Raw genomic sequence first — 23252 nt, 5'->3', positions numbered from 1 at the left:
ATGTGACCGCACCCGCTCAGAGCGAACATCGTGTGAACAGACTCAACGCCCGGTGCTGCGGCGATGCCTGCGAGTCTCCCGGGCGTTGAGTTGACCTGTCTCCAGGGTGCACCCGGTCTCTGCACCTGTCAAGAGCCCGTCGAACTCAGTACGCCAGCAACGCTGCTCTCGTTGCGCGTGTACGTGTGAGCAGGGCACGCTCGTCATCGGCTGCAAGCGGATCGCGCCCGGTGAGAGCACGCTGGCGCACTGCTGCCAGCGCCGTGGAGTCCCGGATGAACTGCTTCATGAGCGGGCGCCGATCGCCGCTCAGTGAGGCTGCCCACTGCATCCCGATCTTGCGGCCCGCGGGTGTCGCGAGCATCGTCACTTCCTCGGGTGTGAACCACCCGGCTGTCGAGTACTCGCTCAAGCGCGCTCGCGTGACGCGCGCTTCTTCACGACGCAGCGCGACGATGGCCAGAATGAAACCGATGAACAGCGGCACCTGCAGCGACAGGTAGAGCGCGAAGAAGTCCGCGAAGATCGCCGAGCCGTTCCAGAATCCGTGCAGCAGCATCGCGGCGATCAACCCGAGGCAGCCTGCGCCGAAGACGGCACTCTTCGATGCGCTGCGGCGCGCAGCCAGCCCCATCGCGAAACCGGTCAACGCCGTGAACATGGCGTGCGCGAACGGCGAGAGCAGCCCTCGCATCACGAAGGTCGCCGTCAGTTGGGATCCCCCTCCCTCGAGCAGGCTGATGGCGAAGTACTGGATGTTCTCGGTGAAGGCGAACCCTCCCCCGATCAGCGCGCCGTATACGATCCCGTCGATCGGACCATCAAACGCGCGTCGCCCCATCAGGAAGATGATGAAGATGCCGAGTCCCTTGGCGATCTCCTCGATGATCGGAGCTTGGACCACGGTGCTGAGCACTTCGGTGCGCAACCCGATCAGCATGGTGATCCCGAGATCAACGACGAGAGTGATCCCCACTGCACCGATCGCACCCCAGGCGATCGCGAACGCAATCAGCGGTTTCGGCTCTGGTTCCCATCGATCGATGAGGTGCACGCCCAGGAACACGATGGCCAACGGCACCACGGCGATCACAAGGCCGACTCCAGAGGCCTCAGGTCCGAGCGCCCAGACGAAATACCCGATCAATGCCAGCAGCACGAACGCGAGAATGCCGAAAGCCCAGATCGAAGCCGTGCGTCCCTTCCGCACTGGAACCGGCAGTACCGGCAGCGCGGAAGCCGCGGTCTGCACGATCGGCGCAGGCGGCGCGTATGCCGTGGGCTGTTCGAACGCGGAGGAATACGCAGGTTGAGTGTGATGCGGCTGTCCCGGTCCTCCGAAAGTCATAGCCAAAGCCTAGAGGCCAGTGACCACACCGTCGGTAAGACTTCACCGGTAGCGTAGAAGCATGCGTTTTGCTCATCTGCGCGGCTCCGACGACGGCATCCAGCTGGCCGTCGTCGAAGACTCCTCCGCGATCCTCGTCTCCGATCTCCTCTCCCCGGCACCTGGCACCCTCCAGGAGCTCATCGAGGGCGGCGACGATGCGCTTGACGCACTGCGCTCTGCTCTTGTCGACGGCACCGCACCGCGGCATCCGCTCGATGGCTTCGCGTTCGCGTCTGCCGTGCTGAACCCACCCGTCATCCTGGCTGTGGGATTGAACTACTCCGCGCACTCCAGCGAGCTCGGCCTCAAAACCGACACGGCACCCACCGTGTTCACGCTGTGGCCGAACTCGCTCTCCGGTCACGACCAGATCACCGGCTGGCCGCGGTCGCTCAGCGAATCGATCGACTACGAGGCCGAACTCGGCGTGCTGATCGGGCAGTCGGCGAAGGATGTCTCGGCCGACGACGCGCTCGCGCACGTGTGGGGATACACGGTTGTGAACGACATCACCGCACGCGACATCCAGTTCGCCGAGGCGCAGTGGTCGCGCTGCAAGTCATTCGACGGTTTCACGCCGACCGGCCCCTTCGCCGTCACCGCAGACGAAGTCCCAGACCCTCAGGATCTGCACATCTGGACCGTCATCGACGGCCACACCGTGCAAGATGCCAGCACCGGGCAGATGGTGCGCTCAGTCGCCACACTCATCGCGCACCTGTCGCAGTCGATCACTCTGCAGCCGGGAACGCTGATCTCCACCGGAAGCCCTGGTGGGGCGGGCTACTCGCGCAACCCGCAGATCTTTCTGCGCGATCACTCCACCGTCACCGTCGGCATCGACGGCATCGGCGAGCTCACCACGCACTGCCGCATCTACGGCTGAACCGAGCGCGCCTGGTTCCATCATTGCGATGGAACCAGGCGCGTTCCTGCTCAAATCTGGATCATGTCCTCTGGCGGAATGATATTGATCGCCGAAGTGGCTGCCTGCAGACCGGAAAGTCGTGCCGGCGACAGCTGCTTGGTCACCTCTTCGCGTGACATGAGCTCCGCCTCGACGACGAGGTCGGCGACGTTGCGGTTCGTCAGCAGCGCTGTCTTGGCGAGGGCTGCCGCCGCGGCATAACCGATGAACGGTGTCAGTGCCGTGATGACGCCCACAGAAGCGCCCACCATCGCACCAAGGCGGTCTTCGTTCGCGGTGATTCCGTCGACGCAGTTGACCCGCAGCGTCCACATCGCCTGACGCATCCAGGTGATCGACTGGAAGATCGAGTGCGCGATCACCGGCTCGAAGGCGTTGAGCTGCAGCTGTCCGCCCTCGACTGCCATGGTGACGGTGGTGTCGGCACCCACGACGGCGAACGCGACCTGGTTGACGACCTCGGGGATGACCGGGTTGACCTTCGCCGGCATGATGCTGGATCCGGCCTGCTTGGCAGGAAGATTTATCTCCCCGAAACCGGCCTGCGGACCCGACGAGAGCAGGCGCAGATCGTTGCAGATCTTCGAGAGCTTGATGGCGTTGCGCTTGAGCGAGGAAGAGAACGACATGAACGCGCCGGTGTCGCTCGTGGACTCCACCAGGTCAGTCGCCGTCTCCAGCTCCAGCCCGCTGATCTCACGCAGGTGCTCGAGCACCGCCGATGCGTAGGCGGGGTGCGTGGTGATACCAGTGCCGATCGCTGTTGCGCCCATGTTGATCTCGAACATGAGACTCGCGTTCTCGGTGAGGCGAGAGTGGTCCTCCCCCAGCGTCGTCGCGAATCCGTGGAACTCCTGGCCGAGCGTCATCGGTACGGCATCCTGGAGCTGGGTGCGACCGACCTTGAGCACATCGTGGAACTCGACAGCCTTGCCGAGGAAGGAGCGACGCAGCAGCTCGAGCTCGTCGAGCAGCGACTGAAGGTTCAGCGAGAGGCCGATCTTGATCGCCGTCGGGTACACGTCGTTGGTCGACTGGCTGCGGTTGGTGTGGTCGATCGGCGACAGGAACGCATAATCGCCCTTCTCGCGACCGGCCATCTCGAGCGCGATGTTGGTGATGACCTCGTTCGCGTTCATGTTCGTCGACGTGCCGGCGCCGCCCTGGATCACCCCGACCGTGAACTGATCGAGGAACTCACCGTCGATCACGCGCTGTGCGGCGGCATCGATCAGGTCGGCGCGTTCGGCATCGAGAACGCCGATCGCCTTATTCGCACGGGCGCTGGCCTGCTTCACCATCGCCAGCCCTCGGATCAGATCCGGATAGACCGAGATCGGACGCTTCGAGATGGGGAAATTCGCGTCAGCGCGGGCAGTATGGATGCCCCAGTACGCTTCGGCGGGAATCTCCATGCTTCCCAGTGAATCTGTCTCAGTGCGGGTCAACTCGGGCGCGGCAGAAGCCATGTCACTTCCTTGTGGGTGTGGCGGATCGGTAGTCGGGGGATGCTTCCATCCTATGCCGCGCACACTCGACGCGCCCGGGATATCTGCGTCCGGCGCATCCGGGTCAGATGTCAGTGACCGACGACGATGATGAGAATTCCTGCGATGACTGCCAGCGCGCACAGCGCGAAGCATGCGTACGCCCCGACCAGTGCCAACAGCTTCTGGCCTTCGGTGAGTGGGCTCTTGCGCTCAGCCTTCGCCGCCTGCTTCGCTGCCCGCCTCGCCTGCTTCTCACTGAGGATGGTGATCGCGTCGGTGAACTCGACCGGCGAAACCACGGGGATGCGGCCAGCACGCACGAGGAGCCGTAGCCCTGTCGCATAGAAGGTCACGATCAGACATGCACCCAGCAGGGCGGCGAGGAAGACGTTGACGAATGCCATCCAGTCGATTCCTACACTCATCGCCGTGCCTCCCGTTCGGCCGCTTCTTCATCGGAGACATCCCATTCGGTGAGCTCTGCGCGAGCGCGACGGCTGGCACTGAGCTTCTCCCACTCCTCCGCTGCCTTCTGAGCCTCGGCGAGCTTACGGTTGGCGCGATCAGCGGCCTTGCGCGCGGCCTTGATCGCTGCCTCGGATCCGCCGCTCTTCTTCAGCTTGCGGGCTCGGCGTCCGGCCTTCTCCGCCTCTGCGGCCTTGCGCTCGGCGTGGTCGAGTGCGCGGAGCAGCTCGATGCGGCTCTGACGACGCGTGGGCGGCGGCACCTCGGGGTGCTCGACGGCGTGCCCGGACTCGGCAACGTCGCTCATGGCGTTGTCCGAGGTGACGGCATTCTTACGCGAGCGCAGGTACAGACCGATGATGATGATCAGGGCCAGCACCGCGTCGATCATGACGCCCCAGCCGCCGAGCCACACGACCAGCAGCGCGGCCAGGGCTCCCACTGCGGCAGCGGCGGGAAGGGTGAGCAGCCAGCCCATCGCGATACGGCCGGCGGTACCCCAGCGTACGGACGACCCGCGGCGGCCGAGGCCTGATCCGATGACAGAGCCTGATGCGACCTGGGTGGTGGACAGCGCGAAGCCGAGAGCGCTCGACGCGAGGATCGTCGCTGCGGTGGAGCTCTCAGCGGCGAAGCCCTGCGCGGGCTTGACTTCAGTGAGTCCCTTGCCGAGCGTGCGGATGATCCGCCAGCCGCCGAGGTACGTACCCAGTGCGATCGTCACGGCACAGGCGATGATCACCCAGAGATAGGGGTCGGCGTGATCCGAGCTCTGCCAGCCGACGGTGATCAGAGCGAGCGTGATCACGCCCATGGTCTTCTGCGCGTCGTTGGTGCCGTGGGCGAGCGCCACGAGCGATGACGTGAAGATCTGCCCCCATCGGAACCCGGAGCGTCCATCAGGCTTGCCGTCATAGCGGCGCGTGATGGAGTACGCGAGCTTCGTCGCGATGAAGGCGATGATGCCTGCAGTCAACGGTGCGATCAGCGCGGGCAGCACGATCTTGGAGAGCACCATTCCGAAGTCGATGCCACCGACACCGACGCCGACGAGGGTCGCACCGATCAGTCCGCCGAACAGTGCGTGCGAGGAGCTCGAAGGCAGTCCGAGCAGCCAGGTGAGCATGTTCCACGTGATCGCACCGATGAGACCGGCGAAGATCACCGAGAGGAAGAGCTGGGCGCCCGATTCCAGGATCGCACTCTCATTGATGATGCCGTGCGAGACGGTTTTGGACACTTCCGTCGAGAGGAATGCGCCGACGAGGTTGAGAGACGCCGCAAGCAGCACAGCGGTCTTGGGCTTGAGAGCACCGGTGGCGATGGGCGTTGCCATCGCATTCGCGGTGTCGTGGAACCCGTTTGTGAAGTCGAAGAAGAGCGCCAGCAAGATCACCAGCACGACAATGAGGACTGCGGTTTCCACCGTTAGCTTTCGGTTGTCTGAAGAAGGGATGTGCCGACGTGATCGGCGTGACGAACGAAAAGTTCACCGTGGGTTTCGCTTCCGTTAACCGGCCCCGATTGATCCTCGCACCCCGCTCGGCTCCGGTCAACTTGACCTGGACTACCGTGGAACGGTGACCAACACACCCATCGCCGCTCGCCGCTCGCACACCCGCACTCATCACGGCGACACGTTCGCCGATCCATACGAATGGCTCCGGGAGAAGGACTCCCCGGAAGTGCTCGCTCATCTGGAAGCGGAGAACTCCTACACCGATGCGCGAACCGCACATCTGGAGGGACTGCGCGAAACTCTCTTCGAGGAGATCAAGGGGCGTGTACAGGAAACGGACCTGTCGGTCCCATCGCGTCGCGGAGACTGGTGGTACTACAGCCGCAGCGAAGAAGGCTCTCAGTACGGCATCCAGTGCCGCGCGGCCGCAGCACCCGATGACTGGACTCCCCCGGTGCTCGAGCCTGGTGTCGCCGTTCCCGGTGAAGAGATCCTGCTCGATGGCAATGTCGAAGCCGAGGGGCATGAGTTCTTCTCACTCGGCGCATTCGACGTGTCTGATGACGCGACGAAGCTTCTGTGGGCGCCCGACTACGAAGGCGACGAGCTCTACACGATCAAGGTGCGCGATCTCGTCAGCGGAATGACGCTCGAAGACGAGATCCCGAACACCGGCGGCGGGTTCTTCACCCCCGACGGCAGTGCGATCGTCTACACGACCCGTGACGACGCGTGGCGGCCGGACACCCTCTGGCTGCACAGGCTCGGCACACCCGTCGCCGATGACGTGAAGCTCTTCCACGAGCCTGACGAGCGCTTCTGGCTGGGGGCGGGAATCACCCGCAGTCGTCGCTATCTCGTGATCGGGATCGGCTCCAGCATCACCAGCGAGGAGTACCTCGTCGACCTCCAGGGCGAGATCACTGCGGAGCCGCAGCTCGTGTGGCCCCGCACTGAGGGTGTGGAGTACTCCCTCGAGCATGCGGTGGTGGGAGGAGAGGACCGCCTCTACATCCTGCACAACCAGGATGCTCTCGACTTCGAGCTGGTTTCCGTCGCAGCATCCGACCCTCAAGGCCCGCGTCGGGTCGTCATGCCCCACGAGCCCGGCCGCCGCATCCTCGACGTGGACTGCTTCCGCGATCACGCCGTCGTCGGCTTCCGACGCGAGGGACTCGAGCGCATCGGTCTGCTCGACTACCCGACGGATGCTGTCGAAGAGATCGGCTTCGACGAACCGCTCTTCTCGGCGTGGCCGAGCGGCAATCCGGAGTGGCACGCGCCCTATCTGCGCCTGACGTACACGTCATTCGTCACGCCATCGACGGTGTACGACCTGGATCTGACCACGCAGGAGCGAGTGCTTCGCAAGCAGCAGCCTGTGCTCGGCGGGTACGACCCCGCTGAATACGACCAGGAGCGGCGCTGGGCCCTCGCTGCCGACGGCACGAACGTGCCGATCTCGCTCGTGTGGAAGAAGTCGTTCGGGGTGCCGGGCGACGATGTGCGCCCCGTGCACCTGTATGGCTACGGCTCCTACGAGCACTCCATCGACCCTGGGTTCTCGGTCGCACGCCTCTCTGAGCTCGACCGGGGCGTCATCTTCGCTGTCGCCCACGTGCGCGGTGGCGGCGAGATGGGACGCAACTGGTACGAAGACGGGAAGCTGCTGAACAAGCGCAACACCTTCACGGACTTCGTCGCGTGCGCCGAGCACCTGATCGCAAGCGGTGTCACCTCTGCCGAAAGGATGGTCGCAGAGGGCGGCAGCGCTGGCGGGCTGCTGATGGGCGCGGTGGCGAACCTTGCTCCGTCGAGGTTCGCGGGCATTCTCGCATCGGTGCCGTTCGTCGATGCACTGACCTCGATTCTCGATCCCTCGCTGCCGCTCACGGTCATCGAGTGGGACGAGTGGGGCGACCCGCTGCACAACCCGGACGTCTACGCATACATGAAGACGTACACGCCGTACGAGAACGTGCAGGACGGCGTTGCGTACCCGCCGATCCTTGCCATGACATCGATCAACGACACTCGCGTTCTCTATGTCGAACCGGCGAAGTGGGTCGCGCGCCTTCGCGAGGCCGGCGCGCAGGACGTGCTCCTCAAGTGCGAGATGGCGGCAGGACACGGCGGCGTGAGCGGACGGTACAACGCCTGGCGCGAGCGCGCGTTCGAGCTCGCGTGGATGCTCGACGCGCTCGGCCTCGCCTGAGCTCGGGCACGGGCGCGGGCTCAGCCGAAGAGCGCAGCCGCCTCGTCGTAGCGGTAACGCGGCACGGTGTTGAGCTCGCCCAGAGCCTCCTCGAACGGCACGCGCACGATGTCAGTGCCCTTCATGGCCACCATCTGACCCCAGTCGCCATCCACGATCGCATCTGCGGCGTGCAGCCCGAGGCGGGTTGCCAGCACACGGTCGAACGCAGACGGCGAGCCGCCGCGCTGGATGTGACCGAGAATCGTGGCACGGGTCTCGATGCCGGTGAGCCGTTCGATCGCAGGAGCGAGCTGGTCGCCGATGCCGCCGAGGCGAGGCCGGTTGAAAGCATCCAGGCCCTTGTCGCTGAACGCTTCGTCCATGCCCTCGAGTTTGAAGCCTTCGGAGACGACCACGAGCGGTGCGCGGCCGCGATCATGAGCGCTCGTGACCTGAGCGGCGATCTCGTCGATCGACATCGGCACTTCAGGGATGCAGATCACGTGGGCACCGGCAGCCATTCCGGCGTGCAGCGCGATCCACCCCACGTGGCGTCCCATGACCTCTGCGACCATGCATCGCTGGTGCGAGTCACCGGTGGTACGGAGTCGGTCCATCGCGTCGGTGGCGATGTTCACCGCAGTGTCGAAGCCGAATGAGTAGTCCGTGGCGCGCAGATCGTTATCGATGGTCTTCGGCACGCCGAGAACCTTGATCCCGTCCTTCGACAGCCGGTCTGCCGCAGCAAGAGTGCCTTCGCCGCCAATGGCGATGATGCCATCGATCTTGTGCCCGTAGAGCGTCTTGGCGATGTTCTCGGCGCCGCCGCGGTCCCCCTCGTAGGGGTTCGTGCGACTCGTGCCGAGAATCGTGCCGCCGACCTTCGACAGTCCCTTGACCTCGTGCCGGGTCAGCGGGGCGAAATCACCTTCGACAACGCCGCGCCAGCCATCACGGATGCCGACGAACTCGAGATCGTACGACGTCGTGCCTTTGAGGACGACTCCGCGGATCACCGCGTTGAGGCCGGGGCAGTCGCCGCCGCTGGTGAGAATACCGATCTTCATGCTGATGCCTTCGGAGGTTTCGGAAGTGGGGGGAATCGGCGACGCTGCCTGCACTCGACACTAGTGGGCAACATCCGCAGATGCTATTCGAATGGCGTGAGAACGGCTGATTTTTACACCCGCACTCTGCGCAAATCGCCGATCTGACGGACAGCACCCGAAATGACGCCAAAACGCCCGGTAAGAACAGCTGTTCTTACCGGGCGTTCACGGAGCAGATCAGTCGGACAGCGCCGTACGCAGCAGGTGCATGAGCGCCGCGAGCTGTACGGGCTCGCTCGCTGTCTCTTCAACGGCCTCACCATCGAGAGCACGCGCAGCGAGCCCCTGCTTCTGGTCGATGAGCTCGGCGATCTTGGTGTCGATCGTGTGCGCAGCGATGATGCGCCACGCGGTGACGGGCTCGTCCTGACCGATGCGGTGCACTCGGTCGATCGCCTGCGTCTGCTCGGCTGCCGTCCAGCTGAGCTCCGCGAGCACGACGTTGGATGCCGCCTGCAGATTCAAGCCGACGCCAGCAGCAGTAAGAGAGCACACGGCGACGCCGACGCCTTCATCACCGTTGAAGTCGTCGATGGCCTGTTGGCGCGCCGGTGTCGTCTGGTCACCGCGGATCGAGACATAGCGGATGCCGGAGGCCGCGAAGTGCGCCTCGGCCTGGTCCATGACATCGATGTGCTTCGCGAAGAAGACGACCTTGCCCACGGACCGCTGCAGCTGAGCCGCGTAGTCGGCGGCGAGCACAGCCTTGGCCTGACCGATCTTGCGAACCATCGTGAAGACGTTGTCTCCGCCGGTGCCGGCAGCCTTGGATTCTTCGAGTTCGTTGTGGGCGACGAGCCGCACGATATCCTCGTCGATCTCGCCGGGTTCGAGCCCGCGATCGCCGCGTGCCGCGACGATGCGACGGTACTTCGCGGCCAGTCGCTCCCCCAGCTCGCGTTCGGCCTGTCGGATGCTGCGGCCGAACTCGTCGTCCAACTGCACCGGCAGGTCGGCGATCAGCTTGTCTGGGAGGTCTGCTGCGACGTCCTTCTTCTTGCGTCGCACGATCCCCATGGAGATCACCGCATCGCGCGCCTCGGGGTAGAACGCTTTATCAGCGGGTGTGTGACCGGTGGCATCGAGCTTCTCCATGAGGTCCGGCCCTGGCTTGTCGCCGGTCGTCCAGCCGAGGAAGCGCCAGATCGCGTCGAAGTCCTCGACGTCGTTGATCAGCGGAGTTCCGGTCAGTGCCATCATGAGCGGGTCGCGTGTGCGCTCGCGGATGCGAGACGCCAGCGCGAGAACATTCTGCGAACGCTGTGAGGAGAGGTTCTTGATGAAATGCGCTTCGTCGACGACCATGCCCCCCAGCCCGATGGATCCGAGCCATGACAGGTGCCGGTCGAGAATCTCGTAGTTCACGATGAACACGTCGGCGAACGCATCGATGTCGGTGCCGTCACCCTGGATGACGGTTGCGCGACGCTGCGGCGTCCAGCGCTCGACCTCGCGCGCCCAGTTCATCTTCACGACGTTCGGAACGACGACGAGCAGCGGGTATGCGTCTGCGAGGGATGCGGCGAGCACGGACTGTGCCGTCTTGCCGAGACCGGGCTCATCTGCCAGCAGGAAGCTGCGGTGACCGGCACGCACCGATTCGAGGAAACGCGACTGGTGGACCATGATCTCGAGCCCCTTGGGCGAGAGGTGGTCGTACTCGGGAACAGGCGGAAGCTCCATGGTCGCCGAAGAGCCACCGGCTCCCGTCTCGAATGCCTTGTACAGCGGGCCCATGAGCTCCCAGCCGTCCAGCCGTCGCCGCGGAGTCGAGGTCACCCGCGGGGTGAGATCTGGAGCGAGGAATGGATTGGCGAGCTGACGCGACTCAAGAGAAGGCGGTGTGACCTGTCGCTCGGCAAGTGCCGCTGGCACCACAGGCGCCTGCACCGGAGCGATGTCGGTGATGATGAGCTCTTCCGGCGCGAGTTCAGCACCGGATTCGAGGAGCCAGTCGCGTCGCATGCGCTTGGCAACGGGGCTCGTGGCCTGGTCGGCTTCCAGCAACTGGATCAGCGAAGTGTCGCGTGCTGCGGTCTTCGCCAGAATCGTCGCCACACCGTCGAGCCGCTTGAGCAGCTCAGCGCGAGCTGAATCGCTGAAGGCGTCGTCGGTCTTGACTCGGGCTCGCTCCTCGCGCACCAGGAACGCGATGACCTGGAACTTGACGCGGTTCGTCGGGCCGAGTTTGCCTCGCTGCGCCTTGGCCTCGATCTCGCGCACCTTGCGCGCCAGGATCGGGATCAGCGGGGCTTCGTCGTCACGACGGGTTGTCTTCTTGCGCCGTTTTGCGGCGGCGGTTGCCGTAGTCGGCATGCTCCTCCTGAGCGTGAGATACCGGACGCAGTCGAATGCGCGCCCCGTGTCGTACGTATTCTCCGCGTGTGGCGTGTGCCATGACCGTGCGGAAGTCGTTCTCGTGCTCAGCGATATGTGAACTTCACACCCGCAACGTCGAGAACCACGATCATTCTAGTGCATCGGTTACCAGAATTGCGCGGGCGGCGTGGACATCGGCCGTCATCTGCTGCATCAACGCCTCGATCCCCTCGAATGCCACCATGCCGCGCAAGCGTTCGGCGAACTCCACTGTGACGTCGTGTCCGTAGAGATCAAGGGCGTCCTGATCGAGCACGTGCGCCTCAACCTGGCGCACGAGAACGTCATCGAAGGTGGGATTGGTGCCGACGGAGATCGCTGCGGGGTGACGGATGCCGGTGTCGTGGTCCTGCAGCCAGCCTGCATAGATGCCGTCAGCGGGAACAAAAGCGTCGATCGTCTCGGAGAGGTTGGCGGTCGGGAATCCGAGCTCACGTCCGCGCTTGAGACCGTGGACCACTTCTCCTCGAACATCGACAGGCCTGCCGAGCACCCGAGCTGCCGTCGTCACATCGCCCTCGGTGAGAAGCTCACGAATCCAGCTCGACGACACGCGCCGCTCGGAGCCCGCGACATAGACGTCGTCGACGACGTCGACCGTGAAGCCGCACTCGGGACCGAGCTCGCGCAGAAGCCCTGGTGTGCCTGCTCCCCTGTGGCCGAATCGGAAGTCCTCCCCGACGAGCACCGTCGACACATGAAGAGCGCCCACAAGGATGTCCTGAATGAATGCCTGCGGAGACTGGGATGCGAGGTTCTCGTCGAACGTCAGCAGGAGCGTCGCGTCGATGCCCAGTTCACCGAGCAGCGCGAGCTTACGATCTACCGAGACGACATTCTCGGGGCACAGTTCAGGACGCAGCAGCGCAAGCGGGTTGCGGTCGAACGTCACCGCCACCGATCGCGCTCCGGATGCCGCGGCATCCGCTTTCAGACGCTCGATGACCGCCCGATGACCGGCGTGCACCCCGTCGAATTTGCCGATGGCGACAGCCGACGGCCCGAAATCCTCAGGAACCTCGCTCGGATCGCGGAAGACGATCATGCGATGGACTCCGAACGTTCCCCATTCGCCACAGCGCCGACCGGGCGGTGCGTGCGCAACCACCAGATGCCGAACACGGGCAGCACCAGCGGAATGAACAGGTACCCACGACCGAACACGGACCACACCGAATCGTGTTGGAACAGCTCAGGAATCGCGAGACTCAGCGTGCCGATGATGAGCACTCCGGCGAGCTCGAAGATGATCGCCACCCATGCGATCGTGTACCAGCCTCGGCGGCGAGCGAACACGAGCCCGAGCGTCGCGACGATGTAGACGACAGCCGCGAGAGCAGACAGCGAATAGGCGAGCGGTGCGTCATCGAACTTCCGCACGATCTGCACGAAGCTGCGGCCCGTCGCCGCCAGTGCCATCACTGCATAGACGATCACGAGAACACGGCCGATGCCGGTCATCCGAGTGCGGGGTTGGGTGGTGCTCATAGCGTCTTCCATCCTAAGTGCGCCTGAACGCACCAGACGCCGCGTGCTAGGCGACCTGGATCGTCCAGATGACTTCCATGCGCCACAGCATGATGGCCACGGCGAACGCGAGAAGCCCCAGGATCACGGTGCTCCACCGGCTGCGCTCGACCAGTGCCCAGACGACGCCGCCGATCGGCACCAGCACCGCAGAGACCAGATAGACCCAGAGCTCGAGCAGATCGCCGCTGGGCGGGTTCCCCGCGAAGGGCGAGACGATGGCGACGATCACTTGAATGATCAGCAGAAGCTCGACGATCGCGAGCGCACCCACGGTGAAATCACTCGGTCGTCGCCCCATCAACCCGGCCGTGACGCAGAAGATCCCGGCCACGACCGCGATGGCGATCTGCACCAGTGTGAACCACAGGATCATCGGGTCTCCTCCGGCATGTTCATTGCGCTCTTCACATCAGTGCCGCGCCGCTCGACGATCCCCACCAGGGTGCCGTCCGGATCGACCGCGGCGGCGACAGCGCCGTGCAACTCAGCAGATCGGTCTGGTAATCGTTTGCCATGGCGCAGGTCTCTGGCCTCATCGGCCGATACATCGAACCGCTGCATCACCTGAACAGCGGCGGCAGAAGGTGTCAGGGTCGATGCCTCATCGAGAGCGTCGATGCTCACGGCATCCGAAACATCGAAAGGCCCCACATGCGTGCGGCGCAGCGCGGTCAGGTGTCCCCCGACGCCGAGGCTCTCCCCCAGGTCGCGGGCGAGCGCACGAATGTACGTACCTGACGAGCAGTCGACGACAACGTCGAGGTCGATGGCGCCTGCGTCGCGGCGCTCGGCCAGAACATCGAAGCGCGAGACGATGACAGCACGCGATTTCAGCGCAACTTCTTCGCCTGCGCGCACGCGGTCGTAGGCGCGCCGCCCGTCGACCTTGATCGCAGAGACAGCGCTCGGCACCTGATCGATCTCTCCGGTGAGCACGGCGATACCCTGTGCGATCTGCTCCCCTGTGACACCCTGAACGAGATCGTCGCTCGCGCGTGCAGTGATCTCACCTTCGGCATCGTCGGTCGTTGTCGACTGGCCGAGCCGGATTGTCGCGTGATAGGTCTTCGCAGCCCCGACGATGTACGTGAGCAGCCTTGTCGCGCCTTCGATGCCGATGACCAGAAGGCCGGTAGCCATCGGGTCGAGAGTGCCGGCGTGACCGACTTTGCGAGTGCCGAAGGCGCGTCGCGTGCGCGCGACGACGTCGTGACTGGTGAGCCCACCGGGCTTGTCGACGAGGAGAATACCGGGCTCGACCATCCTTCGATCTTAGCGAGAACAGCACACGCGCCGATCCGCATAGGCTGTCTGCGTGTCTCCGACTTCTGCCGCGACTTCCCTCCGTCAGGAGGAGCTGTCCCAGTGGTATCGCACGCACGCTCGCGACCTGCCCTGGCGTCGTGACCGGTTCCACGACGAGTACGGCGCCTGGGGAACGCTCGTCAGTGAATTCATGCTGCAGCAGACGCCCGTGACGCGGGTCGTCCCGCATCTGCAGGCGTGGCTCGAGCGCTGGCCCACTCCCCTCGCGATGTCGACGGCATCCCCCGCGGATGTCGTTGAGCAATGGTCGAACCTAGGCTATCCGCGGCGCGCACTCTGGCTGCACCGGGCTGCAATCGAGATCACGAACCGTCATGGCGGCTCGGTGCCGCGCGATGTCGACGCTCTGCTCGCACTCTCCGGAATCGGCGACTACACCGCTCGGGCCGTCGCCGCATTCGCCTTCGGAGACCGAGTTCCCGTCGTTGACACGAACATCCGCCGCGTCATCGCGCGTGCATGGGAGGGCCGGTCCCAACCCGGACCTCCGGCACGTCGTGATCTGGAGGCGATGTCCGCGCTCCTACCGTCAGAAGACGCAGAGTCCGCCATCTTCAACGCCGCCATGATGGAGCTGGGTGCCGTGGTCTGCACCGCCCGTGCGCCGCGGTGCGACGCGTGCCCGATCGCAAGCGGCTGCGCGTGGCTTGCGGCAGGGCAGCCGGACACCGGCGACACTCGGCGCCGGCAGGCGCGCTATGAAGGCTCCGATCGGGCGGCTCGCGGTGCTGTCCTGAAAGTCCTTCGGAATTCCTCCCGTGCGGGGGTGCCCGCGGACGCCGTCATTCATGATTGGACGGATGCCGCGCAGCGCGACCGCGCTATCGATTCACTGATCGCCGATGGCCTGATCGAAGCGGTCGATGGACACCTTCGACTGCCGCACTGAGCCGTACCGTCTGCGCGTCAGAGGTACTGGCCCGTTCGGTGCGCAAGCACGGTGAGTTCGACACGGTTCCGCACTGCCAGCGCATTGAATACTCTGCTCACATGCACCTCGACAGTCCGCACCGAGACGTCGAGCTCGGCTGCGATCTCGTTGTTCGTGAGTCCTCGCACAACGCGCATTGCGACCTCCAGCTCGCGCTCGGTGAGCACCTCTGACCAGACGTACCAGCTATTCTCCGACGCATCCGCGTCACCGATCACATTTATCGGTGCCGTGACGATTCCTTCGCTCGCCTGCTGCTGCATCGCCAGCCGATCGATCTTCACATCCACCACGCTCCGCCATGCCAGCGCACCGGATTCCTCGAAGAGGCTGCGTGCGGCACGCAGGTGCCGACGACCTGCCGAGAGATCCTCGTGAACGGCACTGACCGAACCTAACATCGCCTCTACACGAGCGCGGCAGAAGGAGGAGTTCAGCCCACGGGCCGCCTCGGCAACCGCATCACGTTCATGACGCCATGACGCTTCGGGAATCTTCCGGATGCGATGCCTGAGCTCGCGCGCCTTGGCGAGCTCAGGCGGCTCGACCCTGGCACCGAGGACCAGCGGGCCCACCTCATCGAGTCCCGGAACCGACAGCGCCGGCTGCGGCGCGCCTCGATCGTGCCAGATCCGCAGGTTCGTGGCTGCCTGCTCGTGGGCGCCATCGAGGTACGCGCGCAGGCTGTGGTCCACCAGGTTGTCCACGCGGATTCCGGCCGGGAGCGTCGCTCTCAGAACCTGAGGCAGCACACCGGGGGCGCCGAGGAACATGATGTCGAGCCGATGAGCGAGGGTTGTGCCGAGACCGGCAAAGGGCATGGCGATCGGCAGATCAACGGATGCCGCGAGGAGGCACTCCCTTGCCGCACCGATGTCCCCGCGCCAGAAGTGCAGCAGCGTCTCAGTCACGGCAAGATAAGCGCCCATGAGCGGACTGTGCTCGAAACCAGCGATCAGCGGATCGACCTCGTTCAACAGGCCCGATTGCGCACGGCCGAGCATCTGGAGTGCCCGCTCGATGTCGCCCCCGACTGCGGTGCGCAGCGCGCCGACGACACCGCCGGCGAACGGACCTCGAGAGAGGGTTTCAACCTCGCCCTGGTCACCGGTGAGCATCCAGCACAGCGCAACGACCGCATCACGGATCTCGCCTTGCGCCCCAGCCCGCAGGTCCGCGTCGCGCAGTTCTGCCAGCCATACGCGCATCCCCGAGATCTCACCGCGCTCAGCGCACATCATCGCAGCAAGCCCCGCCGTTCGCGCCCACGCGCTCCAGTGCCGAGCATCCGTCGTGGGAGGTCGGTGTTCGGACGGATCGAGCACGGGAACCGTGCCGCGCACGCAGGTCTCGGCGATGAGCATGCTCCCAAGAGCCTGTCTCCTGTGCTCCGCATCGCCGTGCGGGAAGAGGCTTCCCAACCGGTCGACCCCATCTTCGAAGCATCCCGCCGCAACCGCAGCAGCTCCCGCCACAAGGCATGCCTCATCGCGCACTGCCCCGGTGGCGTGCTCCGCGGCCTCCACCGCCACGATGAACGCGAGATCTGCTTGTCCGCACTCGTGCATCTCGCGCGCCGCAGCCGTCAGGTGTGGTGCAACCTCGGCGACCCGCTCCACTGCGCTGCGCGCCAGGTGCCACGCCGCGTGTGCGGCGTCGCCCTGATCGAGATGCGCCTGGTGCAATCGCTCATGGGCACGCATGACCGCCGTGCGGGGCTCGGCATGCCCGATCCACACGCTAAGTCTTGCGTCCTTGAAGCTGTACTGACCCCGCGAGAGCGTCAGGTACTCGCCGACGGATTCGGCAACGCGGTGCGGAGAATCGACTTGTGCCGCCTCCATAAGGAGGTCGGTCCCCGCCTCCGCGCACAGCGAAGCGATCAGCAGCACGAATCGATCTCTCGCAGATAGTTCGAGTCGATCGAACTCCGCCGCAATCGACGGCACGAGCGGAAGCAGCTCCGGGAGCGCTCTGAGTCCGCTGCGCTGCGAGGAGCTGAGCTCTGCGGCCGTCTCCCGCACCGCCTGCGCATCGCTGTTCAGGCGCCGTGCGAGCTTCGTCACGACATGAGGTGCCGTAGGTATACCGCTGCTGGCGAGGTCTGCGGTGATCCGGGAGATGTCCGCGCGGGCGTCAGCGATGCCGTACTGCACACGCAGATCATCCTGCAGAGCCGTCGTCACCTGATCGCATCTCCCGACATCACGGCTCGCATCTGCGGGCCGTCAACGGCGATCAGAGTACCAAATCAGAAACGCGGCTGGCTACTGCTGCTCTGTTTCCGTGACCTCAGGACCATACGGGTCTGCATCGCCGGCATGTGTCGCAGACGACGCGAGCTTGGCGACTTCTGCATCACGTTCTTGCGCCTGACGAAGCAGCGCCGAAATGTTGTCGGCGTTCTCCGGAAGCGCGTCGGCGATGAACTCCAGAGTCGGAACGAGCCGAGTGCTGAGCTGGCGTCCTACCTCGCTGCGGAGCATGCCGGTGGCCGAGGCGAGAGCGACACCGCTGGAGACGCGCTCTTCGTCGGTTCCCAGCACGGTGTAGAAGACGGAGGCATGCTGGAGGTCACCGGAAACACGGACGTCCGTGATGGTGACGAAACCGAGACGAGGGTCGCGCAGTCCCTTCTCCAGACGCTCAGCCAGAATGACGCGGATGCGATCCGCGAGGCGTGCCTGTCGTTCTCCGGCCATTTTCTTTCTCCTCTGTGACGAATGAGGGGCGCCCGTGGGCGCCCCTCACAATCGATCAGATCAGCCGCGAGGCTTCTCGACGAGTTCGGTCGTCTCGATCTCGTCGCCGATCTGGATGTCGTTGTACTTACCGAGACCGATACCGGCCTCGTAGTCCGTGCGGACCTCGGTGACGTCATCCTTGAACCGGCGCAGCGACTCGATGGCAAGACCATCGGCGATGACGACGCCCTCGCGGATGATGCGAGCCTTCGCGTTTCGGGTGATGGTTCCCGAGCGGACGATGACACCCGCGATGTTGCCGACCTTCGAGGAGCGGAACACCTCGCGGATCTCGGCGACACCGGACTGGATCTCTTCGAACTCCGGCTTGAGCATGCCCTTTAGGGAGTTCTCGATCTCGTCGATCGCGGAGTAGATGACCGAGTAGAACCGGACATCTACACCCTCACGAGCCGCAGCCTCACGGGCCTTGGGGTCAGGGCGGACGTTGAAGCCCACGATGATCGCGTTGTCGATCGTTGCCAGGTTGACATCGGACTCTGTGACAGCACCCACACCACGGTGGATGATGCGCAGCTGAACGGTGTCATCGACCTCGATCTTGAGCAGCGATTCCTCGAGCGCCTCGACGGCACCGGAAACGTCACCCTTGATGATGAGGTTGAGCGTCTCGACCTTGCCCTCTTCGAGAGCACGGGTGAAGTCCTCGAGCGAGATGCGCTTGCGGGCCTTGGCCAGCAGTGCGTTGCGCTCAACGGCTTCACGCTTCTCAGCGATCTGACGCGCCATGCGGTCTTCTTCGGTCACGATGAAGACGTCACCAGCACGCGGGACGGAGTTCAGACCCTGCACCTGCACCGGACGCGACGGGGCCGCGTACTCGACAGCCTCGCCGTTCTCGTCGATCATGGCGCGAACGCGGCCATATGCCGTGCCTGCCACGATCGAGTCGCCGACGCGGAGCGTGCCGGACTGGATGAGCACTGTCGCGATCGAACCGCGGCCCTTGTCGAGCTTCGCCTCGATGGCAACACCACGTGCAGCCTTGTTCGGGTTGGCCGTCAGGTCAAGGCCTGCGTCCGCGACGAGCAGCACAGCGTCCAGAAGCTCCTGGATGCCGGTTCCCTGGCGCGCTGAGACGTCGACGAACATGACGTCTCCGCCGTACTCCTCTGCGACCAGGCCGTACTCGGTGAGCTGCTGGCGCACCTTGCCCGGGTTGGCCTCGGGCTTGTCGACCTTGTTCACTGCGACGACGATCGGCACGCCTGCGGCCTGCGCGTGGTTGAGAGCCTCAACCGTCTGGGGCATGATGCCGTCGTCCGCAGCCACGACGAGGATCGCGAGGTCAGTGACCTGCGCGCCTCGGGCACGCATGGCCGTGAAGGCCTCGTGACCGGGGGTGTCGATGAACGTGATCGCGCGCTCGATGTCCTCGTGTTCGGTCCACACCTGGTACGCACCGATGTGCTGGGTGATGCCGCCGGCTTCGCCCTCGATGACGTTGGTCTTGCGGATCGCGTCGAGCAGTCGGGTCTTACCGTGGTCGACGTGACCCATGACGGTGACCACCGGAGGACGAATCTCGAGGTCGTCCTCGCTCTCCTCCTCGAGCTCCTTCTCCAGGTCGAGACCGAAGCCCTCGAGGAGCTCCTTGTCTTCGTCTTCAGGAGAAACCATCTGGATCTTGTAGCCGAGCTCGGCACCAAGGACCTCGAAGGTCGCCTCATCGAGCGACTCGGTGGCCGTGGCCATCTCGCCGAGGTTGAAGAGGATCGTCACGAGGGTTCCCGGCTGGACGGTGTATCCGGTCAGGGTCTCGATCTTGTCTGCGAAGTCAGCAATCGATGCGCCGCGGCGCATGCGGATCGTCTCACCGTTGCCGCGAGTGACGTTGACGCCACCGACGACCGGTGCTGACCGCATTTCGAATTCTTGCCGCTTAGCCCTACGCGACTTGCGCTGCTTGGACTTGCCGCCTCCCTTTCCGAAGGCACCGGCAGTACCACCACCGGGTCCGCGACCACGACCGCCGCCGCCACCTGGGCGACCGGCGAAGCCGCCGCCGGGACGTGCTCCAGGAGCACCAGCGCCGGGACCGCCACCAGGCCGACCGGGTCCACCCGAACGCTGCTGGAACGGAGCACCGGGACGACCGCCCTGACCGCCCCGAGGAGCGCCTGGACGAGGGGAACCGGGGCGAGGAGCACCCGGACGGGGTGCGCCGGGGCGAGGAGCCTGCGGGCGCGGGATGTTGCCGGGGGTCGGGCGCTGGCCCATGCCCTGCGCGGAAGCGAACGGGTTGTTACCCGGACGCGGTCCTGCCGGACGCTGTCCCATGCCCTGGGAAGTCGAGAACGGGTTGTTGCCCGGACGCGGAGCACCCGGCTTGGGCGCTGCCGACGGGTCAGCAGACGCAGCCGGCTCGGCTGCGGGAGCAACCGGAGCCTCGGGGGCCGGCTTCTCTGCTGCCGGTGCGGGGGTCGCCGCTTCGGGCGTCGCCTCGACGGGCTTCGCCTCGGGGGCGGGCTTCGGCCCCGGCTTGGGTCCGGGGGTCGGCGCCTTGGAGGCCGACTTGGCAGCCGCCGGCTTCGCAGCGGGCTTCTCCTCGGCCTTGGGCTTGATCGCCCCGTCCGCCTCGATGGCAGCGCGGAGCTTGCGAGCCACCGGGGGCTCGATCGTTGACGAAGGGCTCTTGACGAATTCGCCGAGCTCCTTCAGTTTCGCGAGTGCGACCTTACTGTCAACGCCGAGTTCGGCGGCAATCTCGTGTACGCGTGGTTTGGCAGCCACAATTCTCCTGTCTGGGTCGGTCTGCCCAGACAGGGCAGACCACTAGTCGCGGACGGGTCTCATTTCGAGCCGTTCACTTTGTTTCCATAGCCGTTCAGCCTTTGTTTCGCTGGTGATGATCTTGAATAGTCTGCGTGTCGAAGTCTTCGGGGAACCCGATGTTCTGCGACACCCGGAGTGCTCGTGCGAAGGCCCGCCGCCGTGTGGCGGCTTCCAGGCACTCTTGCGTCGGATGCACCCACGCGCCCCTGCCCGGCATGACGGCACGATCATCAAGGATGAGCGTTTCATCTTGAGCCACCACCCTGATCAGGGCGGAGCGAGGAGCACGCATGCGACAACCAACGCATGTTCGTACGGGTTCCATCTTACACCGCGCCGCTGGGGAACAACTCCGCGCCCTGCGGGTCAGTCCAGGATGCTGTCGGGCTGGATGTCGATCTTCGCACCGGTCAGCTTGGCCGCGAGACGGGCGTTCTGGCCCTCCTTGCCGATGGCCAGAGAGAGCTGGTAATCGGGGACCAGCGCGCGAACCGCTTTCGTGCCTGCATCCAGCACGAAAGAACTTGTGACCTTGGCCGGTGAGAGCGCATGAGCGACGAATGTCGCAAGGTCGGCGTCGTAGTCGACGATGTCGATCTTCTCCCCCGCGAGCTCCTCTGTGACAGCACGCACGCGTCGTCCCATCTCACCGATGCACGCACCCTTGGCATTGATCGAAGGGTCGTTCGCCTTCACTGCGATCTTCGTGCGGTGCCCGGCTTCGCGCGCCAAGGAGAGGATCTCGACGAGGCCGGCGGCGATCTCGGGCACTTCGAGTGCGAAAAGCTTGCGGACGAGTCCCGGGTGCGTGCGCGACACGGTGATCTGCGGACCTTTGAGTCCCTTCGCCACGCTCGTGACGTAGACGCGAAGGCGCGAGCCGTGCGAGTACTCCTCGCCGGGAACCTGCTCCTCAGGCGGAAGAATCGCCTCGACGCTGCCGAGGTCGACGTGGATCATGCGCGGGTTCGGCCCCTGCTGGATGACGCCGGCGACGATGTCGCCTTCCTTGCCCTTGAACTCGCCGAGTACGGCTTCATCGGCGATGTCGCGGAGTCGCTGGCTGATGACCTGCTTGGCAGCGAATGCGGCGATGCGGCCGAAGTCGCCGGGTGTGGCGTCCTCTTCGCCGATCACTGCGCCTTCTTCGTCAGTGACGGGCTGCAGGACCGCGACGTGTCCGCTCTTGCGGTCGAGCTCGACACGCACGCCCTCAGGCACAGCGCCGTCTTCTGAGACGTGCTTTCCGTAGGCAGTCAGGATGGCCTGCTCGATGATCGCGACGAGTTCATCGAAGGGAATCGCCTTCTCCTTCTCGATCCCGCGCAACAACCCCAGTTCGATCTCCATGACGGCCTCCATATTCAGCTCTTCACCGCGGCATCGTGCGCGCGCGGCATCCGTACAACGATACCCGATCCGCAGATCACGGCGGATTCGGCCCATCATCCCGGCGCTGTGCGAAGGCGCTGGCGTCAGCGTGCGGAAGGCAGCGAGTTGAGTGCGCCGATGAGGTGGTAAAGACCGCCCACTTCGCGCTGCCGCAGACGCAAGGCGAGTCTGGGCAGATCGACGACGTCCTTGTCGGCAACTTCAACGGGCAGTGCATCGATGAGTTCGATGCGCCCCTCTGTCACCAAGGAGGAGAATTCTTCGTTGAGGCGCTCAACCTCGGCATCCGTCGGCATGTTCTTGAGGCGGAGCACCAGCACGTCGTCGACCCAGCGCAGTGAGTCGTAGTTGCGCCAGAAGCCAGTGATCTCGGCGACCGCCTCCTCCGCGGAATCAGTGATCAGCACCCGGTCGAGGTCGTCGGGTGAGATGACGCCTGCGGGGATGAGTGTCTCGACGATGAACTTCTCCAGGCCTCGCCAGAAGCGCCCACCCGGCTCGTCCAGCAGAACGATCGGCATCGGCTCCGCCTTGCCCGTCTGCTGGAGCGTGAGCAGTTCGAACATCTCGTCCATCGTGCCGAAGCCGCCGGGGAGGCAGATGAACCCGGTGGATTCCTTCACGAGCATGAGCTTGCGCGTGAAGAAGTACTTCATCTCGACCGACTGTGTGTCCTTCGCGACGACCGCACTCGGTTTCTCTTCGAAAGGCAGCCGAATCGAGACGCCGAGCGCCATCTTCTCGCCCGCGCCTTCCGCCGCCGCCTGCATGATGCCGGGCCCCGCACCGGTCACCACCATCCACCCGCGCTCGGCGAGGACCGCGGCCACCGACCGGGCCTGGTCGTACAGCGGATCATCGTGCTGAGTTCGGGCGGACCCGAAGACGGTCACCTTGGGCACGTCGGCGTACGGCTGGAACAGGCGGAACGCATCGCGCATCTCTGCGAGGGCAGCGGAGGCGATCTTGAGGTTGAGCCGGTCAGTGTCGTCTTCACCCAGCTGGATGCCGGTGCGCACGATCTTGCGGATCAGCGAACGGTTGAGACCGATACCCGTTTCATCCAGAAGGTGGTCGATCGCGGTCTTCAGCTCGTCCTGTGCCAGCTCGCTCATG

General features: G+C 64.8%; 19 protein-coding genes. 3 read left to right on the top strand and 16 right to left on the bottom strand.

Annotated features, from left to right (window positions below; all coding sequences use genetic code 11):
* Positions 1-145: 145 nt before the first annotated feature.
* The gene (locus ACN0RC_RS02465; RefSeq protein WP_417508466.1) at positions 146-1348 is read right to left on the bottom strand and encodes a PrsW family intramembrane metalloprotease; all 1203 of its coding nucleotides are present in this window, start codon (positions 1346-1348) and stop codon (positions 146-148) included.
* 61 nt (positions 1349-1409) lie between these two features.
* Between ACN0RC_RS02465 and ACN0RC_RS02460 the strand changes: the two genes are divergently transcribed.
* Positions 1410-2276 carry a fumarylacetoacetate hydrolase family protein gene (locus ACN0RC_RS02460; protein WP_417508465.1) on the top strand — a complete coding sequence of 289 codons (867 nt, stop codon included), beginning with the start codon at positions 1410-1412 and terminating at the stop codon, positions 2274-2276.
* A 50-nt stretch (positions 2277-2326) separates the two neighbouring features.
* Here the strand turns inward: ACN0RC_RS02460 and ACN0RC_RS02455 are convergent, their stop codons facing one another.
* From ACN0RC_RS02455 to ACN0RC_RS02445, 3 genes are all read right to left on the bottom strand, one after another.
* Positions 2327-3787 carry an aspartate ammonia-lyase gene (locus ACN0RC_RS02455; protein WP_417508464.1) on the bottom strand — a complete coding sequence of 487 codons (1461 nt, stop codon included), beginning with the start codon at positions 3785-3787 and terminating at the stop codon, positions 2327-2329.
* A 110-nt stretch (positions 3788-3897) separates the two neighbouring features.
* Positions 3898-4233, bottom strand: coding sequence for a peptidase (locus tag ACN0RC_RS02450; protein ID WP_417508463.1), 336 nt, complete (start codon positions 4231-4233; stop codon positions 3898-3900).
* Positions 4230-5699: an anion permease gene (locus ACN0RC_RS02445; protein ID WP_417508462.1), complete on the bottom strand. Its 1470-nt coding sequence runs from the start codon at positions 5697-5699 to the stop codon at positions 4230-4232. Before ACN0RC_RS02445 ends, ACN0RC_RS02450 begins: the two co-directional genes overlap by 4 nt.
* Positions 5700-5853: 154 nt before the next feature.
* On the opposite strand from ACN0RC_RS02445, the gene ACN0RC_RS02440 reads away from it, so the two are divergent.
* On the top strand, positions 5854-7947 hold the full coding sequence (locus ACN0RC_RS02440) for a S9 family peptidase (protein ID WP_417508461.1): 2094 nt from the start codon (positions 5854-5856) through the stop codon (positions 7945-7947).
* Positions 7948-7967: 20 nt separating this feature from the next.
* Here ACN0RC_RS02440 and ACN0RC_RS02435 read toward each other — a convergent pair whose 3' ends face one another.
* From ACN0RC_RS02435 to truB, 6 genes are all read right to left on the bottom strand, one after another.
* Entirely contained in the window at positions 7968-8996 is a 1029-nt protein-coding gene (locus tag ACN0RC_RS02435) for a 6-phosphofructokinase (RefSeq protein WP_417508459.1), read from the bottom strand.
* 219 nt (positions 8997-9215) lie between these two features.
* On the bottom strand, positions 9216-11354 hold the full coding sequence (locus ACN0RC_RS02430; protein WP_417508458.1) for a DEAD/DEAH box helicase: 2139 nt from the start codon (positions 11352-11354) through the stop codon (positions 9216-9218).
* A 151-nt stretch (positions 11355-11505) separates the two neighbouring features.
* Positions 11506-12462 carry a bifunctional riboflavin kinase/FAD synthetase gene (locus tag ACN0RC_RS02425; protein WP_417508457.1) on the bottom strand — a complete coding sequence of 319 codons (957 nt, stop codon included), beginning with the start codon at positions 12460-12462 and terminating at the stop codon, positions 11506-11508.
* Positions 12459-12878 (bottom strand): hypothetical protein, encoded by a 420-nt coding sequence (locus ACN0RC_RS02420; protein WP_417508612.1) that lies wholly within the window; start codon positions 12876-12878, stop codon positions 12459-12461. Before ACN0RC_RS02420 ends, ACN0RC_RS02425 begins: the two co-directional genes overlap by 4 nt.
* A 73-nt stretch (positions 12879-12951) precedes the next feature.
* On the bottom strand, positions 12952-13320 hold the full coding sequence (locus tag ACN0RC_RS02415) for a hypothetical protein (protein ID WP_417508456.1): 369 nt from the start codon (positions 13318-13320) through the stop codon (positions 12952-12954).
* The gene (gene truB / locus ACN0RC_RS02410) at positions 13317-14210 is read right to left on the bottom strand and encodes a tRNA pseudouridine(55) synthase TruB (protein ID WP_417508455.1); all 894 of its coding nucleotides are present in this window, start codon (positions 14208-14210) and stop codon (positions 13317-13319) included. The genes ACN0RC_RS02415 and truB overlap by 4 nt, the downstream gene beginning before the upstream one ends.
* 52 nt (positions 14211-14262) lie before the next feature.
* Between truB and ACN0RC_RS02405 the strand changes: the two genes are divergently transcribed.
* Positions 14263-15162, top strand: a complete 900-nt coding sequence (locus tag ACN0RC_RS02405) for an A/G-specific adenine glycosylase (protein ID WP_417508454.1) — start codon at positions 14263-14265, stop codon at positions 15160-15162.
* A 17-nt stretch (positions 15163-15179) separates the two neighbouring features.
* Here ACN0RC_RS02405 and ACN0RC_RS02400 read toward each other — a convergent pair whose 3' ends face one another.
* The 6 genes from ACN0RC_RS02400 to ACN0RC_RS02375 all read right to left on the bottom strand — a co-directional run bounded on the left by ACN0RC_RS02400 (position 15180) and on the right by ACN0RC_RS02375 (position 23251).
* Complete coding sequence (locus ACN0RC_RS02400; protein ID WP_417508453.1) at positions 15180-17390, bottom strand: response regulator transcription factor; 2211 nt, start codon at positions 17388-17390, stop codon at positions 15180-15182.
* Between the two features lie 81 nt (positions 17391-17471).
* Positions 17472-17906 (bottom strand): 30S ribosome-binding factor RbfA, encoded by a 435-nt coding sequence (gene rbfA / locus ACN0RC_RS02395; RefSeq protein WP_417508452.1) that lies wholly within the window; start codon positions 17904-17906, stop codon positions 17472-17474.
* 60 nt (positions 17907-17966) lie between these two features.
* On the bottom strand, positions 17967-20702 hold the full coding sequence (infB, locus tag ACN0RC_RS02390; protein WP_417508451.1) for a translation initiation factor IF-2: 2736 nt from the start codon (positions 20700-20702) through the stop codon (positions 17967-17969).
* 94 nt (positions 20703-20796) lie between these two features.
* Positions 20797-21069: a YlxR family protein gene (locus ACN0RC_RS02385; RefSeq protein WP_417508450.1), complete on the bottom strand. Its 273-nt coding sequence runs from the start codon at positions 21067-21069 to the stop codon at positions 20797-20799.
* Between the two features lie 41 nt (positions 21070-21110).
* Positions 21111-22094 (bottom strand): transcription termination factor NusA, encoded by a 984-nt coding sequence (gene nusA, locus ACN0RC_RS02380; RefSeq protein WP_417508449.1) that lies wholly within the window; start codon positions 22092-22094, stop codon positions 21111-21113.
* A gap of 125 nt (positions 22095-22219) precedes the next feature.
* On the bottom strand, positions 22220-23251 hold the full coding sequence (locus tag ACN0RC_RS02375) for a TIGR00730 family Rossman fold protein (RefSeq protein ID WP_417508448.1): 1032 nt from the start codon (positions 23249-23251) through the stop codon (positions 22220-22222).
* Position 23252 lies beyond the last annotated feature (1 nt).

Source organism: Microbacterium sp. (assembly GCF_048259935.1).
GTDB lineage: Bacteria > Actinomycetota > Actinomycetes > Actinomycetales > Microbacteriaceae > Microbacterium.
The sequence above is the reverse complement of the archived record's forward strand: the minus strand, read 5'-3'. Positions and strand labels throughout refer to the sequence as shown.